Source organism: Pseudomonas sp. PWP3-1b2 (assembly GCF_049896045.1).
GTDB lineage: Bacteria > Pseudomonadota > Gammaproteobacteria > Pseudomonadales > Pseudomonadaceae > Aquipseudomonas > Aquipseudomonas antarctica_B.
The window spans coordinates 14,934-29,646 of record NZ_JAFCTN010000027.1; the positions used below are offsets into that span (position 1 = coordinate 14,934).

The following is a 14,713-nucleotide window of genomic DNA, read 5'->3' on the forward strand; positions in this document are numbered from 1 at the left end:
ACAGCTCCGGCCTGCTCAAAAGGAAGGTGACTAATGCGTATTGATCGTTTAACCAGCAAATTACAGTTGGCTTTATCAGATTCCCAATCGTTGGCGGTGGGCCTCGACCACCCGGCCATTGAGCCTGCGCACTTGATGCAGGCGCTCCTGGAACAGCAAGGTGGTTCTATCAAGCCCTTGCTGATGCAGGTAGGTTTTGACATCAACAGCCTGCGCAAGGAGTTGAGCAAAGAGCTCGACCAACTGCCGAAAATCCAGAACCCGACCGGCGACGTGAACATGTCGCAGGATTTGGCGCGCCTGCTGAACCAGGCTGACCGCCTGGCCCAGCAGAAAGGTGACCAGTTCATCTCCAGCGAACTGGTGCTGCTCGCCGCGATGGACGAGAACAGCAAACTCGGCAAGTTGTTGCTGGGCCAGGGCGTGAGCAAGAAAGCCCTGGAAAATGCCATCAACAATTTGCGTGGCGGCGATGCGGTAAACGACCCTAATCACGAGGAGTCGCGCCAGGCCCTGGATAAATACACGGTCGACCTGACCAAGCGCGCCGAAGAAGGCAAGCTTGACCCGGTGATTGGCCGTGACGATGAAATTCGTCGCACCATCCAGGTGTTGCAACGCCGGACGAAGAACAACCCGGTACTGATCGGCGAACCTGGCGTGGGTAAAACCGCGATTGCCGAAGGTCTGGCCCAGCGCATCATTAATGGTGAAGTGCCGGACGGCCTTAAGGGCAAACGCCTGCTGTCTTTGGACATGGGTTCTTTGATCGCCGGTGCCAAATTCCGTGGCGAGTTCGAAGAGCGCCTGAAATCCCTGCTCAATGAACTGTCGAAGCAGGAAGGGCAGATCATTCTGTTTATCGACGAACTGCACACCATGGTCGGCGCCGGTAAAGGCGAAGGCTCGATGGACGCCGGCAACATGCTCAAGCCAGCCTTGGCCCGAGGCGAGTTGCATTGTGTGGGGGCGACCACGCTCAACGAATACCGCCAGTACATTGAAAAGGATGCGGCCCTTGAACGTCGTTTCCAGAAAGTGCTGGTGGAAGAGCCGAGCGAAGAAGACACCATTGCGATTCTGCGTGGCCTGAAAGAACGCTACGAGGTTCACCATAAGGTCGCGATTACCGACGGCGCGATCATTGCGGCGGCCAAGTTGAGCCATCGCTATATCACTGACCGTCAGTTGCCGGACAAGGCCATCGACCTGATCGACGAAGCGGCCAGCCGCATTCGCATGGAAATCGATTCCAAGCCGGAAGTGCTCGACCGTCTGGACCGGCGCCTGATTCAGCTGAAAGTTGAATCCCAGGCCCTGAAGAAAGAAGAGGACGACGCGGCGAAAAAGCGCCTGGAGAAACTTCAGGAAGAAATCGTTCGCCTCGAGCGCGAGTATTCAGACCTGGAAGAAATCTGGACCTCGGAAAAAGCCGAAGTGCAGGGTTCTGCGCAGATCCAGCAAAAAATCGAGCAGTCCCGTCAGGAGCTGGAAGCTGCACGCCGCAAAGGCGACCTGAACCGCATGGCCGAGTTGCAGTACGGAGTGATTCCGGACCTGGAACGCAGCCTGCAAATGGTCGATCAGCACGGTAAAAGCGAGAACCAGTTGCTGCGCAGCAAAGTGACCGAGGAAGAAATTGCCGAAGTCGTCTCCAAGTGGACCGGTATTCCGGTGTCGAAAATGCTCGAAGGCGAGCGCGACAAGCTGCTGAAGATGGAAAGCCTGTTGCACCAGCGCGTTATCGGTCAGGAAGAGGCCGTTGTGGCCGTATCCAATGCGGTACGACGTTCGCGCGCCGGGTTGTCCGACCCGAACCGGCCGAGCGGCTCGTTCATGTTCCTCGGCCCTACCGGCGTGGGTAAAACCGAGCTGTGCAAAGCCTTGGCCGAGTTCCTCTTTGATACCGAAGAGGCCATGGTGCGGATCGATATGTCCGAGTTCATGGAGAAACATTCGGTGGCCCGCTTGATCGGCGCACCACCGGGCTACGTGGGCTATGAAGAAGGCGGTTACCTGACCGAAGCCGTGCGACGCAAGCCTTACTCGGTGATCCTGCTGGACGAGGTCGAGAAGGCCCACCCGGATGTGTTCAACATCTTGCTGCAAGTGCTGGAAGATGGCCGCTTGACCGACAGCCACGGGCGTACGGTGGATTTCCGTAATACGGTGATCGTGATGACCTCCAACCTGGGCTCGGCGCAAATCCAGGAATTGGTCGGTGATCGTGAAGGCCAGCGTGCTGCGGTGATGGATGCGCTGACGTCGCACTTCCGCCCGGAATTTATCAACCGGGTCGACGAAGTGGTGATCTTCGAGCCTTTGGCGCGGGATCAGATCGCGGGCATCACCGAGATTCAGCTGGGCCGCCTGCGTGGCCGTCTGGCCGAGCGCGAGCTGAACCTGGAGCTGAGCAGCGAGGCGTTGGACAAGCTGATCGCAGTCGGTTACGACCCGGTGTATGGCGCACGGCCGTTGAAGCGGGCGATCCAGCGCTGGATCGAAAACCCGTTGGCGCAGTTGATCCTGTCGGGCAGCTTTATGCCTGGTACCAGCGTCGAGGCAACGGTGGAAAACGACGAAATCGTCTTTCACTGAGCCCGGTCGCTATGGCGATAAGAAGAGGCCCCGCATTGCGGGGCCTTTTTTTTCGATAGGGCGTTGAACTGTAAGGCAAAGGCTTGTAAAGTGCGCCCCGCAGCAACGTCAGCCCGCGGGTTTCTTCTCCCCAAGAAGAAATCAGAAAGAAGCGCAAATCATTGTCTTAAAAGCAATTTAAAGGGTTGACAGGGGTTTTTAAGATTGTAGAATAGCGCGCCTCAGAGACATGAACGTAGCGATACGGGCGGGTCGAAGAGAAGGTTACAAAGCAGTAAAAGTTGTACATTTGAAATATGTAGTTCCGTGATAGCTCAGTCGGTAGAGCAAATGACTGTTAATCATTGGGTCCCAGGTTCGAGTCCTGGTCACGGAGCCAATTTCAAAACCGGGGTATAGCGCAGTCCGGTAGCGCGCCTGCTTTGGGAGCAGGATGTCAGGAGTTCGAATCCCCTTACCCCGACCATATTTGGGTCGTTAGCTCAGTTGGTAGAGCAGTTGGCTTTTAACCAATTGGTCGTAGGTTCGAATCCCACACGACCCACCATTTTTGAGACCAGTTAACGCTGGAATCGAATCTTAAGATCAGAGGCCAAAAGCGCTGATCGAAGAAGGCGGCTGAAAGGTCGCCTTTTTTTTACCGGGGTATAGCGCAGTCCGGTAGCGCGCCTGCTTTGGGAGCAGGATGTCAGGAGTTCGAATCCCCTTACCCCGACCATATTAAAAGTCCTCGTATCGAAAGATACGGGGATTTTTTTTGTGCTGAAAATCTCAGATGCAACGCAAAAAAATGTGGGAGCTGGCTTGCCTGCGATAGCGGATTGTCAGCCAGCCTATGTGCTGCTGTTCCACCGCTATCGCGGGCAAGCCCGCTCCCACATAAATAAGCGTTGTTAGTGCAGTTTCAGGCGTGGCTCGGTGCCGCGGCCGATCTTGCTCCCCAGCATCAGCATTGCCGTGCGGAAGAAACCGTACAGCGCCACTTGGTGCATGCGGTACAGCGACACATAGAACATCCGCGCCAGCCAGCCTTCCAGCATCACGCTGCCGGTCAGGTTGCCCATCAAGTTACCCACTGCCGAGAACCGCGACAGCGAAATCAGCGAGCCGTAGTCGGTGTACTTGTAGGACGGCAGGTCTTTGCCTTCAATGCGCAGCTTCAGCGATTTGGCCAGCAACGAAGCCTGCTGGTGCGCCGCCTGGGCGCGAGGCGGTACGTTGCGGTCGGAGCCTGGCTGCGGGCAGGCAGCGCAGTCACCAAACGCGAAGATGTTCTCGTCGCGCGTGGTTTGCAGGGTCGGCAACACGTGCAGCTGATTGATGCGGTTGGTTTCCAGCCCATCAATGTCCTTGAGGAAGCCCGGTGCACGAATGCCTGCCGCCCACACCTTCAGGCTGGCTGGAATGACTTGGCCGGCGCTTGTGATCAGGGCGTCAGCTGTCACTTCGCTCACCGCCGAGTCTGTCAGCACGGTCACGCCGAGTTTCTCCAGGGTTTTATGCACAGGCCCGCCAATGCGCTCCGGCAGCGCAGGCAATACGCGCGGGCCGGCTTCGATCAGGGTGATGTGCATGTTTTCCGGCTTGATGCGGTCCAGGCCGTAAGCTGCGAGTTCATGAGCGGCGTTATGCAGCTCGGCCGCCAACTCCACACCGGTTGCACCCGCGCCGACAATGGCGACGCTGATCTTTTCGATGACGTCTGTTTGCCCGGCGTGTGCGCGCAAGTAGTGGTTGAGCAGTTGCTGATGGAAGCGCTCGGCCTGTTTGCGGGTGTCGAGGAACAGGCAGTGCTGCGCCGCGCCCTCGGTGCCGAAGTCATTGGTGGTACTGCCGACAGCGATCACCAGGCTGTCATAGCCCAGCACGCGCGCAGGGACCAGTTCGCGGCCTTCTTCATCAAGGGTGGCGGCCAGCTGGATTTTCTTCTGTTCACGGTCAAGCCCGCTCATGCGCCCCAGCTGGAACTCGAAGTGGTTCCATTTGGCTTGGGCGACATAATTGAGTTCGTCTTCCGAAGAGTTCAGCGACCCGGCAGCCACTTCATGCAGCAGCGGCTTCCAGATATGGGTCAGGTTGGTGTCCACCAGCGTGATGCTGGCGGTGCCGCGCTTGCCCAGAGTCTTACCCAGGCGGGTAGCCAACTCCAGGCCGCCGGCGCCGCCGCCGACGATAATAATACGATGGGTCATGGGGATATCTCGCAAGGCTAAAAGAAATCGGAGCAGTTACCCCCGCGAGCGCCAGGCAGCTCATAGCGTCAGGTAACTCAAGAGGCGGCTCAGCAGACCGAGCCCGATCACCACAACAAGCACCACACCAAGGAGCAGCCACGGCCTGAAGGGCTTGCGCTCGACACGGTTCTGGGAGAGTTGCAGGTACTCTTCGACATGCTGTTGGTCATCGGGTTTCAGGCGGCTGGTCATAAAAGCCTCGTCAGGTAGACGTTGCAAAAGGGCGCCACGTTACAGTCAGGAGATTGGCGGCATCGCCACAAGCGTAGCCTGTGCCCGCATCACAGGCTGATGCCCACGTCGAACACTATGCTGCGGCCCAAATTGTTGCGCAAGAAGTCCGGCGCGTCGGGGTGCGCGAACAACACGCGGGCAAAGGTCGGGCCCACCAATGACAGTGAGCGCCAGCCCTGACGCAGGTATTCGGTGGGCGGCGGGAAGTGGCTGTTAAGGTCGAGCACCTCGCGCTTGAGACTGGTAAAGGCGATGAGGTCCAACTCGCCCAGGTCTATCCCGCGTTCCTTGTAGTTGTGCGCCTTCTTGCGCAGGGTCGGTGCCAGGCGCAGCAGGAACTCATGCGCCGGAATGCGCCGCGGCTTGGCTTCGCGCCGCACCAATTGACTCAGGGAAAACGCGCTGCGTCGGCGCAGCAGCTCGTCGCGCCATTCGTCGTTCAGCCGCCGGCCCTCATCCAGCACGAAAAACACCTCGAAACTGGCGTCGCGAAACAGCACGTCCGGCGGCTCTTGGCCGGCGGCGTGAAACTCTTCGGCACGGTAGGGCACATTCAAGCCTTGCAGCAGGCGCTGGCAGACCCAACGCTCACGCTCCCATTTGCGGGCATTGGACAGGAACGCATTGGCTTGCTCCGCCGCTACGGTGAGCAGGCGCAGGTAGTCTGAGTCATCCATAAGCGCAGCTTAGCGTTCAAATGATGACCACAGGAAGTCTTGCTTTAAAACGGCGGTGTAGACTGGCCACTTAACCGCTATCCCGAGCGAAAGGAGTGTGCAATGAAGTGTTTTGTGGTGCTGTTACTGAGTCTGTTGCCGCTGTGGGCCCAAGCCATTGAACTGGGTGACCGCGTGGCGCCGTGGACGTTGCTCGACCAGTTCGACCAGCCATACACCCTCAACGACCAGGCGCAGATTCTGTTGGTGGCCCGCAGCATGGATGCTGCGAAACTGGTAGATGCAGCATTGCAGGGCCAGCCCAAGGGTTATCTCGACGCGCGCCACGCAGTGTTTCTCGCCGATATCCAGCGCATGCCGCGCCTGATCGCCAAACTGTTCGCGGTGCCGGCCATGCAGGCTTACAACTATCGAGTGATGCTGGACCGTGACGCGCGCATCGCCCCGCGTTACCCGGCGCCTGCGGATAGCGTGCTGTGGTTGCAGTTGGACAACGGCAAATTGATCGCTCAACACGCCTACAGCTCGGCCGCCGAACTGCGCCAGGCGCTGGAGCAGGTGAAGCTGTGATCAGCGCCGCCATGCTGGCGCCACAAACCCTCGGCATCGGTTGGCTGCTGTTTGCGCCGGTGGTGATGTGGGCGATCCTGCGCTCGCCATGGGTCGAGTTGTTCGCCGACCGGCGGCGTCAGCATTTGCTGTTCGGCACGGTGTTCGCGCTGTTCATGTTGTGGTTGGTGCGGCGGGATTTCGATACGGGAGTGTCTTACCACTTTATCGGCATGACCGCCGTTACCCTGTTGCTCGACTGGCCCCTGGCAATTGTCGGCGGTCTCGCCGCGCAAGTGGGGTTGGTGTTGCTGGGCCGCCAGGATCTGGCCGCCGTGGGCGTGAACGGCTTGCTGCTGATCGCGCTGCCGGTACTGGTCACCGAGACCTGTGCGCTGCTGGTTGAGAGGGCGCAGCCGCGCAACCCCTTTGTGTATATTTTCTGCTCGGGCTTTTTCGCCGCCGCACTGTCGGCGCTGCTCTGCCTGTCGGTCGGCTTGGGGCTGTTGTGGTTCGATGGCCGTTTCGCGATGCCCGAGTGGCTGGAAGACTTTGTTGGCTACCTGTGGCTGATCATATTTCCCGAAGCTTTTATCAACGGCATAATCATCAGTGCATTGGTGGTGTTTAGCCCGCAATGGCTGGAGACCTTCAACCGCACGCGTTACCTCTCGGCGCCGTGGAAGGATGACGATTCACAGCATTGATCCAGATCAAATCCCGGACCGCCCGGCAGGCCCATGCTCCGCCAAACTTTTAAGCGTGAGAGCACGGATCATGAGTGTGTATGAGTGGGCACGGCAGGAGTTGCGCAGAAGCCAGGACGCGGCACAGGAAATCGGCTTTGACCCGGGCTTGACCCTGCGCGCGATGCTCAGTGCGGTGGTGCAGCAGAGCAAGGGTGTGCGCAGTTTTGAAGACCTGGCCGACGAGCTGCAATACCTTGCAGAGAACCTCGACGACCAGCAGGAATACGCTTTTATGCGGCCTTAGTGGCGCGGCGGCAAGTCTTCGGAAAACAGTTCGTCTTCGGCATCCGGGGCCACGGGAATTTTGTGTTCCTCGGCCGCCCAGGCGCCCAGGTCGATGAGTTTGCAACGGTCCGAGCAGAACGGCCGGTTGTGGTTGTCGGCTTTCCATTCCACGGGGGCACCGCAGGTTGGGCAGTCGACGGTCAAGGGTTGGCTCATGATCGGCCTCCACGCAAAGTAAGGTAAAAGTGGTGCAGTCGCTCGACCTCGCTGTGCAGCCAGGCAAGGTCCTTGTCATTGACCAGCACGTCATCGGCATGGTTCAGGCGCTCTTCGCGGCTGGACTGAGCCTTGAGAATGGCCTGCACCTGCTGCTCGCTGATGCCGTCGCGCTGCAGGGTACGCTGAATCTGCAACGCTTGCGGCACGTCAATCACCAGAATGCGTTGGGTCATGCTGGACTGGCCGGATTCGATCAACAGCGGCGACACCAGAATCGCGTAAGGCGACCGGGCGCGTGCCAAGTGGCTGCGAATTTCCTCGCCAATCAACGGGTGCAGCAAGGCTTCCAGCCAGCGGCGCTCTTCAGGCACTTCAAAGATCAGCTTGCGCAATGCTGCGCGATCCAACTGGCCGTCGGACTGCAACACGCCGTCACCGAAATGTTCGGCAATGCGCGCAAGGGCCGGCCGGCCGGGTTCGACCACCCAGCGGGCAGCATGATCGGCGTCGACCAGGTCAACGCCCAAGTCGATAAAGTGCCTGGCGGCCGCGCTTTTACCGCTGCCAATGCCGCCGGTGAGGCCGAGAATCCAGGGTGTTGCAACAGAAGTGGTCATCTGAAACCGACAGACTGCAAATAGAAGTCGGTTATTTGACCACCCCAGAGCAATGCAATCCAGCCGGCAATCGCCAGGCACGGACCAAATGGCATCGGCGCCGACACTTGAGACCTGCGCAGGCGCATCAGAACCAGCCCGGCAACTAAACCCAGCAGCGAAGCCATCAGTAGCGTCATTGGCAGAATCTGCCAGCCGCCCCAGGCACCGAGCAGGGCCAATAACTTGAAGTCGCCATGGCCCATGCCGTCCTTGCCGGTGGCCAGCTTGAATAGCCAAAACACCGTCCACAGGCTCATATAGCCAATGGCTGCGCCCCACACCGCATCGGGCAGCGTCGCCAATAGACCCAAGCTGTTGCTGATCAACCCCAGCCATAGCAGCGGCAGCACCAGCACATCGGGCAGCAGTTGATGATCCACGTCAATCAGGCTCATCCCCAGCAAGCCCCAACTCAGCAGCATCACCGCGCCCGCTTCCCAGCCAAAGCCGAAGTGCCAGGCCACCACCGCCGAAATCAGTGCACAGGCGAGTTCGGTGAAGGGGTAGCGGGCGCTGATAGGTTCACGACACTGCGCGCAGCGCCCCCTGAGCATCACGTAGCTGAGCAGCGGAATATTTTCCCAGGGGCGAATCGGCTGGCTGCAGTGCGGGCAACAGGAATGGGGCTGTGCAAGGTTGTAAGTGGGGCCGACGGGATCAGCCGGTAAACCCAGGATTTCCTGAGCCTGGGCGCGCCATTCCCGCTCAAGCATCTTCGGCAGGCGCCACACCAGCACGTTCAGGAAGCTGCCAATGATCAGGCCCAGCACGAGCGCCATGCCCACAAACAGCCACGGTTGTTCACTCAGCAGCAGGCTCAAAATGCCGTACCCAGCTGGAAGACCGGCAGATACATGGCGATCACCAAAGCGCCGACCATGGCGCCCAACACCACCATGATCAGTGGCTCCATCAGGCTTGTAAGGGTGTCGACCAGGTGTTCCACGTCGGCCTCGTAATGGTTGGCAACCTTTTCCAGCATGTGGTCCAGGGTGCCCGATTCTTCACCAATCGCGGTCATCTGGATGGCCATGCCGGGAAACAGCCCGCTGCTCGCCATGGATTGATGCAGTTGCATACCTGTGGATACATCGTGACGCATATGTTCGATCGCCTGTTTGAACACGCCATTGCCCGCCGCGCCTGCCACGGAGTCCAGAGCCTGGACCAACGGCACACCCGCAGCGAACGTCGTCGAGAGGGTACGGGCATAGCGTGCAACAGCAGTTTTTTTCAACAGTGTGCCTGCCAGGGGCATTTTCAACAAACCCACGTCCATTAGGTGACGTAGACCCTGGGAGCGTTGACAGGCCTGCCGAAACCCCAGCCATCCGCCGCCCAAACCCAGTGCCAGCATCCACCAGGCGCGTTGCAGGAATTCGGACAAGGCGATGACACTCAGCGTGAAGCCCGGCAACTCACCGTCGACTCCGGCAAACAGGTGCTGGAATTGCGGCACCACATGGATCAGCAGGACGGTACTGACCAGGCACGCCACCGCGATGACGGCGAGGGGGTAGGTCATGGCTTTCTTGATGCGTGCCTTGAGCTGCTGGCTTTTTTCCAGATGAACCGCCACCCGTTCCAGCAAGGTTTCCAGTGCCCCGGCTTGCTCGCCGGCGGCAATCAGGTTGCAATACAAGTCATCGAAGTGCCGCGGGTGTTTGCGCAGTGCTGCCGACAGGTTATTGCCGCCGGCGATCTGCTGTTTCAAGCCGTGTACCAATTCACGCATCAGGCGGTGGTCCACGCCTTCGCGGATGATATCGAAGGCTTGCAGCAACGGTATGCCCGCGCGCAGCAATGTTGCCAGTTGGCGCGTGAACAGCGCGATATCGACGGGTTTGATAGGCGGGGCGAAGCTGGGCAGGCGGGGGGATTTCTTGCGCACGCGGCCGGGGCAGATCCCTTGCTGGCGCAACTGAACCTTGATCAGCGCAAGGCTGTGCCCAGCGGTTTGCCCACACACCCTGCGGCCTTTGCGGTTGACGCCTTCCCAGGCGTAGATCGTTGAAGCGTCATTCATGTCACATGCCTGCCCAGCGTTGGTGGAAGATTTACAGCTTAGTCAGCAGACGCATTTGGGCGGTCCGCTGGCGCAGGATAAAATGTCAGATTGTGCGTCTTGGGCGCGATTGGCCCTTCGCGGATGAGTACACTGGCGCCGCTGCAAATTGCAGGGCGCAGGACGCGCCCTGTCATGGTTTTATTTCTGGAGAGTGAATGTGATGCGTCAGAAAGGCTTTACCTTGATCGAGTTACTGATCGTCGTGGCAATCATCGGCATTTTGGCCACCATCGGTCTGCCCATGTACACCAAGCACCAGGCCAAGGCCAAGTTCACGGCAGGGCTGGCTGAAATTTCGGCATTGAAGGCCGGTTACGAGGACACGATCAACAGTGGCACAGTGCCAACTCTTGCCTTGATCGGCGGCACTAGCCCCACGGCTAACTGCAAGATCGACGTAACCGGGGATGTCGCAAGCGGCGTAGGCGCCATCAGCTGTGAAATCCTCGATGCGCCGGCGCCCGTGCTCGGCAAGACCATCACGTTGACACGGGGTGCCACCACCGGCTGGAAGTGCGCCACCACCGCCGAGGCGCAATACGTTGCCAAGGGCTGCGGCACCGACGGCGCCTAAACGCTGCCGGGCGGTAGGCGAGTTAGTTGCCGCATGCCCAATGCGGTGCTAGCTTTAGCCCACCGCCCGTGTAGCTCAGCCGGTAGAGCAGCGCACTCGTAACGCGAAGGTCGCAGGTTCGATTCCTGTCTCGGGCAAAAGGGCAACACTGCTTTAAAGAAAGGCTACAAAGGCAACGTTTTCAGATGATCCCAGAATGGTTCTGAAGGCCAGACGAGCCGGTATTCATGCCGCTCTTACGTATCTGCGCAACCTTGATGACCCAGATGCATCCCCATTCCCAGATCTAAGAGAACAAACATGACCACGACTGAAATGACCCAGGAAGTTCGGCACGAAGAAGCGCTCAGGAAATACCTTGAGGACACGCCGCAGCTTAAAGAAGAGATCAAAGACCTGAGCGCCGATGATCAACGCGACCAGATCCAGTGGGCATTCGAGGATGAGGCCGAGAGCCAGAGCTTGCAGCCTTGGGAGTTGACCCTCAAGTACACCTCGACTCCGGAAGAGTTCGAAGCCGCACGGTTGGTCTTGCACAAAGAGGCGGCTGAGGTACTGGGCGTTGAGTGGAATGAGTACTGCGAGATGAATAATCTGGTGGTTTGAAACCCCATTGAAGGAGCCGGCAAACCGGCTCCTTCACACCCTTCAGAGACTCAGCCGCATCGACAGGTCCACCGCCTTCACATCCTTGGTCATGGCGCCGATGGAAATGTAGTCCACACCGGTTTGGGCGATGGGCAGCAGGGTGGTTTCGTTAATCCCACCGCTGGCTTCCAGCTTGGCCTTGCCTGCATTCAGACGCACGGCTTCGCGCATGTCATCGGCGCTCAACTCGTCGAGCATGATGATATCGGCACCCGCCGCCAGCGCCTCGCGCAATTCCTCCAGACTTTCCACTTCGATTTCCACCGGCTTTCCCGGGGCGATCCTGTGGGCGGCCGCAATCGCCTGGGCGATGCCGCCACACGCTGCGATATGGTTTTCCTTGATCAGGAACGCGTCATACAAACCGATGCGATGGTTGTGGCACCCGCCGCAGGTCACGGCGTACTTCTGCGCGAGGCGCAGGCCCGGCAGGGTTTTGCGGGTGTCCAGCAGTTTGACCTGGGTACCGGCAACCACATCCGCCAGGTAACGGGCGCGGGTCGCAACGCCTGACAGCAATTGCAGAAAATTCAGCGCGCAACGTTCACCACTGAGCAGCGAGCGCGCCGGACCTTCGAGGTGAAACAGCGCCTGGTTGGGGCTCACGCGCTCAGCGTCGGCCACTTGCCAATGCACCGCGACCCGAGGGTCGAGCTGGCGGAACACTGCGTCCACCCAGGCTGAACCGGCGATAACAGCTTCATCGCGGGTGATGATCGTGGCCTTGGCCAGCCGTTCGGCCGGGATCAACTGCGCAGTGATGTCGCCGCTGCCGATGTCTTCCAGCAGTGCGCGGCGCACGTTGGCTTCGATTTCGGCGGTGAGGTCGGCAAGACGGAGATTCGGCATAACAGGCTCCACAAACAAAGTGCCTCGATTATAGGGGCAGCGCGCCGCTGAACCCAGACTCGCCACTCATTTACCGCGCGATGGCAGAGTTTGCTGGCGCAACGGCCTCCATTTGCAAGATAATCCCGCGCCTTGCAATTGGCGTCATAGCTTTGACGTCCAGGTGATAACCGGATATTTGCAGTGCCCTCCAGTGCCTGCTGCCGCTGTTCCCCGAACTGACACCGCCGTTTAAGGAGGCCAGGATGCACTTTGACGCAAAGGTGGTGCCAATCGATAAGGCACAGACCACGCCATCGCCGCTCGCGCGCCTGCCGGTGGTGCTGCTGCAGGTCCGCGACAAGGCAGCCCAACAGCTGCAGCAGGGTTTGCAGGAGCTGTTCGATAACGCCGATGACACCCTGTTCGAAATGGCCGACAAGGCCCGCAGCAACGTTGATCATCATATTTTCTTTGAAGCCATGCGCGACTTGCGCCTCAAACGCAAGAATTTCGAGCGCGTGTTCATGGAACAACTGTTCGCCTCGTTCGCCAACCTGGGCCTGTCCGGGCGGGGTGAGTTGCACCTGTTGCCGGTGGTGTCTTACGACGCCAGGCCCGGTACCTCAGGTGATGACCTGGAAAAAGCGGTGGCCCTGGAGGCGATGCTCGGCCGGGTACGCCATCGGGATGGCCTGGCGCTGGGGCAACTTACCGCGCGTTTGAGCGCGGTGCTCGGCAAACCGCTGGATGAGCGCGATAACCCGTTGGGTCCGGCGCTGCTGTGCGAGTTCTTTTTGCGAGCAGGACGCAGCCTGGGTGTGGAAATCCGCGTCAAGCTGATCATCCTCAAGCTGTTTGAAAAATACGTGCTCAGTGACGCGGACCAACTGTTTGGCGAGGCCAACAGGTTGCTGGTGGCCGTCGGAGTTTTGCCTGAACTCAAGGCTGTGCCATCGCGTCGCCCGGGCGGGCGTGCGGCCCGTGAGCAACAGCGAGAAGGCAGCCTGCCAGACATCGACCCGCCGCTGGATGAAAATGGCCATGAAGCCTTCGCCGCCATGCAGAAACTCTTGGCTGGCGTGCGCGGCAGCGTCGCGCCCACCCTGGAGGCCAGCGCTGAACCGCACCCGATTGCCAGCCGCGACTTGCTGCGCCTGCTCTCTCATTTGCAGCAATACGTACCGGAACCTGACGCCGAAGACGATGTTGACCTGCGCAACCAGCTTGAACAGCTGCTGACTCGGGTGAGCGTCAAGAGCGGCAAGTCGCGCGTGGTCGAGGACGCCGACGAGGATGTGATCAACCTGGTCGCCCTGCTGTTCGAATTCATCCTCAATGACCGCAGCGTGCCGGACGCCTTCAAGGCATTGCTCGGCCGCCTGCAGATCCCGTTGCTGAAAGTGGCAGTGCTGGATAAAAGTTTTTTCAGCCGCCCCAGCCATCCGGCGCGACGATTGCTCAATGAAATAGCCGCCTCTGTGATCGGCTGGAGCCCGCACGATGGCTATCAGCGCGACAGCCTCTACCAGCGTATCGAGCAGGTGGTGCAGCGTTTGCTCAATGAATTCGTCGAAGATCAGGCAATTTTTACCCAGTTACTGACGCAGTTCACCGCGTTTGCCACGGATGAACAGCGCCGCAGCGTCATGCTTGAGCGGCACACTCATGAGGCCGAAGAGGGCCGTGTGCGCACTGAAGCGGCCCGGCAACGGGTGGCCGACGTGCTCAACCGGCGATTACTCGGCAAGGTATTGCCCCAGGCCGTGGTGCAATTTGTGCAGCAGGCCTGGAGCCAGGTGTTGCTGTTGGCCAGCCTCAAGCACGGCGAACAGTCAGTGCAATGGCAAGCAGGGCTGCGCACCCTCGACGAATTGATCTGGAGCGTAGGCCTGCAAAAAGACACCGAGGCCGGGCGGCACTTGCTGGAGCAATTGCCCGGGCTGCTCAAGTCATTGCGCGACGGCCTGACCGGCGCGGCCTTTGATCCGTTCAGCACGCGTGATTTTTTTGTGCGGTTGCAGGCCATGCATGCTCATTCACTGGAAGGCGAGGGCCTCGACGCGTTAATCGAGGTGCGTGAGCCCTTCGTCTTGCAGCGTGGCTCGCCGGAACCCGTCGATAGTTTGCCGGGTGATGACCCCGACCTGCTGAAGGCTTACCAGATGCGCATTGGTGGCTGGTTTGAATTCCACTTGCACGAAACAACCACCGTGCGCTGCAAGCTGACGGCGATCATGGCGCCAGCCAATACCTATATTTTTGTCAGCCGTACCGGGCTCAAGGTAATGGATAAGAGTGCCACCCAGTTGGCGATGTTATTCAAGCGTGGCGCGCTCCACACTCTGGACGATGGCCTACTGTTTGAGCGTGCGCTGGCGGCTGTACTGGGCGACCTGCGCCAACTCAATCGCGGCAAGTGATCGCAACCGCATGGCTGAACGCGGCATA

General features: G+C 59.5%; 15 protein-coding genes and 5 tRNA genes. 12 read left to right on the forward strand and 8 right to left on the reverse strand.

The features are described 5' to 3' along the window. Window positions 1-33 precede the first annotated feature (33 nt). From clpB to ACP7A2_RS17790, 5 genes are all read left to right on the forward strand, one after another. Window positions 34-2,598 (forward strand): ATP-dependent chaperone ClpB, encoded by a 2,565-nt coding sequence (gene clpB, locus ACP7A2_RS17770; protein ID WP_078740661.1) that lies wholly within the window; start codon window positions 34-36, stop codon window positions 2,596-2,598. A 303-nt stretch (window positions 2,599-2,901) separates the two neighbouring features. Further along, window positions 2,902-2,977, forward strand: a tRNA-Asn gene (locus ACP7A2_RS17775). 10 nt (window positions 2,978-2,987) lie between these two features. Further along, window positions 2,988-3,064 (forward strand) — tRNA-Pro (locus ACP7A2_RS17780). Window positions 3,065-3,069: 5 nt separating this feature from the next. Beyond that, window positions 3,070-3,145, forward strand: a tRNA-Lys gene (locus ACP7A2_RS17785). 94 nt (window positions 3,146-3,239) lie between these two features. Further along, a tRNA-Pro gene (locus tag ACP7A2_RS17790) sits at window positions 3,240-3,316 on the forward strand. Between the two features lie 175 nt (window positions 3,317-3,491). Here ACP7A2_RS17790 and ACP7A2_RS17795 read toward each other — a convergent pair. The 3 genes from ACP7A2_RS17795 to ACP7A2_RS17805 all read right to left on the reverse strand — a co-directional run bounded on the left by ACP7A2_RS17795 (window position 3,492) and on the right by ACP7A2_RS17805 (window position 5,743). Then, the gene (locus ACP7A2_RS17795) at window positions 3,492-4,790 is read right to left on the reverse strand and encodes an NAD(P)/FAD-dependent oxidoreductase (protein WP_426135274.1); all 1,299 of its coding nucleotides are present in this window, start codon (window positions 4,788-4,790) and stop codon (window positions 3,492-3,494) included. A 60-nt stretch (window positions 4,791-4,850) separates the two neighbouring features. Next, entirely contained in the window at window positions 4,851-5,024 is a 174-nt protein-coding gene (locus tag ACP7A2_RS17800) for a DUF3094 family protein (protein WP_375066163.1), read from the reverse strand. A gap of 89 nt (window positions 5,025-5,113) precedes the next feature. Beyond that, a complete protein-coding gene (locus ACP7A2_RS17805; protein ID WP_306491567.1) occupies window positions 5,114-5,743 on the reverse strand; it encodes a DUF1780 domain-containing protein in 630 nt (209 codons plus the stop codon). Between the two features lie 102 nt (window positions 5,744-5,845). Here ACP7A2_RS17805 and ACP7A2_RS17810 point away from each other — a divergent pair, with 102 nt between their 5' ends. The 3 genes from ACP7A2_RS17810 to ACP7A2_RS17820 all read left to right on the forward strand — a co-directional run bounded on the left by ACP7A2_RS17810 (window position 5,846) and on the right by ACP7A2_RS17820 (window position 7,285). Beyond that, window positions 5,846-6,313: an FAD/FMN-containing dehydrogenase gene (locus ACP7A2_RS17810; RefSeq protein WP_426135275.1), complete on the forward strand. Its 468-nt coding sequence runs from the start codon at window positions 5,846-5,848 to the stop codon at window positions 6,311-6,313. Beyond that, window positions 6,310-6,999: an energy-coupling factor ABC transporter permease gene (locus ACP7A2_RS17815; protein ID WP_426135276.1), complete on the forward strand. Its 690-nt coding sequence runs from the start codon at window positions 6,310-6,312 to the stop codon at window positions 6,997-6,999. The genes ACP7A2_RS17810 and ACP7A2_RS17815 overlap by 4 nt, the downstream gene beginning before the upstream one ends. Window positions 7,000-7,069: 70 nt before the next feature. Continuing rightward, window positions 7,070-7,285 carry a hypothetical protein gene (locus ACP7A2_RS17820; RefSeq protein WP_003171680.1) on the forward strand — a complete coding sequence of 72 codons (216 nt, stop codon included), beginning with the start codon at window positions 7,070-7,072 and terminating at the stop codon, window positions 7,283-7,285. On the opposite strand, the gene yacG is transcribed toward ACP7A2_RS17820, so the two are convergent. The 4 genes from yacG to ACP7A2_RS17840 are packed head-to-tail and all read right to left on the reverse strand — an operon-like array spanning window position 7,282 to window position 10,170. After that, entirely contained in the window at window positions 7,282-7,482 is a 201-nt protein-coding gene (yacG, locus tag ACP7A2_RS17825; protein ID WP_426135277.1) for a DNA gyrase inhibitor YacG, read from the reverse strand. The two genes, ACP7A2_RS17820 and yacG, sit on opposite strands and share 4 nt — an antisense overlap. Then, window positions 7,479-8,102 (reverse strand): dephospho-CoA kinase, encoded by a 624-nt coding sequence (coaE, locus tag ACP7A2_RS17830; RefSeq protein ID WP_426135278.1) that lies wholly within the window; start codon window positions 8,100-8,102, stop codon window positions 7,479-7,481. Before coaE ends, yacG begins: the two co-directional genes overlap by 4 nt. Beyond that, on the reverse strand, window positions 8,099-8,965 hold the full coding sequence (locus ACP7A2_RS17835) for a prepilin peptidase (protein ID WP_426135279.1): 867 nt from the start codon (window positions 8,963-8,965) through the stop codon (window positions 8,099-8,101). Before ACP7A2_RS17835 ends, coaE begins: the two co-directional genes overlap by 4 nt. Then, window positions 8,962-10,170 carry a type II secretion system F family protein gene (locus tag ACP7A2_RS17840; protein WP_426135280.1) on the reverse strand — a complete coding sequence of 403 codons (1,209 nt, stop codon included), beginning with the start codon at window positions 10,168-10,170 and terminating at the stop codon, window positions 8,962-8,964. Before ACP7A2_RS17840 ends, ACP7A2_RS17835 begins: the two co-directional genes overlap by 4 nt. A gap of 202 nt (window positions 10,171-10,372) precedes the next feature. Between ACP7A2_RS17840 and ACP7A2_RS17845 the strand changes: the two genes are divergently transcribed. The 3 genes from ACP7A2_RS17845 (at window position 10,373) to ACP7A2_RS17855 (ending at window position 11,392) form a co-directional block, all read left to right on the forward strand. After that, window positions 10,373-10,786, forward strand: coding sequence for a pilin (locus ACP7A2_RS17845; RefSeq protein WP_426135316.1), 414 nt, complete (start codon window positions 10,373-10,375; stop codon window positions 10,784-10,786). A 64-nt stretch (window positions 10,787-10,850) separates the two neighbouring features. Then, window positions 10,851-10,923, forward strand: a tRNA-Thr gene (locus ACP7A2_RS17850). A 163-nt stretch (window positions 10,924-11,086) separates the two neighbouring features. Further along, window positions 11,087-11,392, forward strand: a complete 306-nt coding sequence (locus tag ACP7A2_RS17855) for a DUF6388 family protein (protein WP_426135281.1) — start codon at window positions 11,087-11,089, stop codon at window positions 11,390-11,392. 42 nt (window positions 11,393-11,434) lie between these two features. On the opposite strand, the gene nadC is transcribed toward ACP7A2_RS17855, so the two are convergent. Further along, window positions 11,435-12,283, reverse strand: a complete 849-nt coding sequence (gene nadC / locus ACP7A2_RS17860; RefSeq protein ID WP_426135282.1) for a carboxylating nicotinate-nucleotide diphosphorylase — start codon at window positions 12,281-12,283, stop codon at window positions 11,435-11,437. A 245-nt stretch (window positions 12,284-12,528) separates the two neighbouring features. On the opposite strand from nadC, the gene ACP7A2_RS17865 reads away from it, so the two are divergent. Further along, window positions 12,529-14,685 carry a DUF1631 domain-containing protein gene (locus ACP7A2_RS17865; RefSeq protein ID WP_426135283.1) on the forward strand — a complete coding sequence of 719 codons (2,157 nt, stop codon included), beginning with the start codon at window positions 12,529-12,531 and terminating at the stop codon, window positions 14,683-14,685. The last annotated feature ends 28 nt before the right edge of the window (window positions 14,686-14,713 follow it).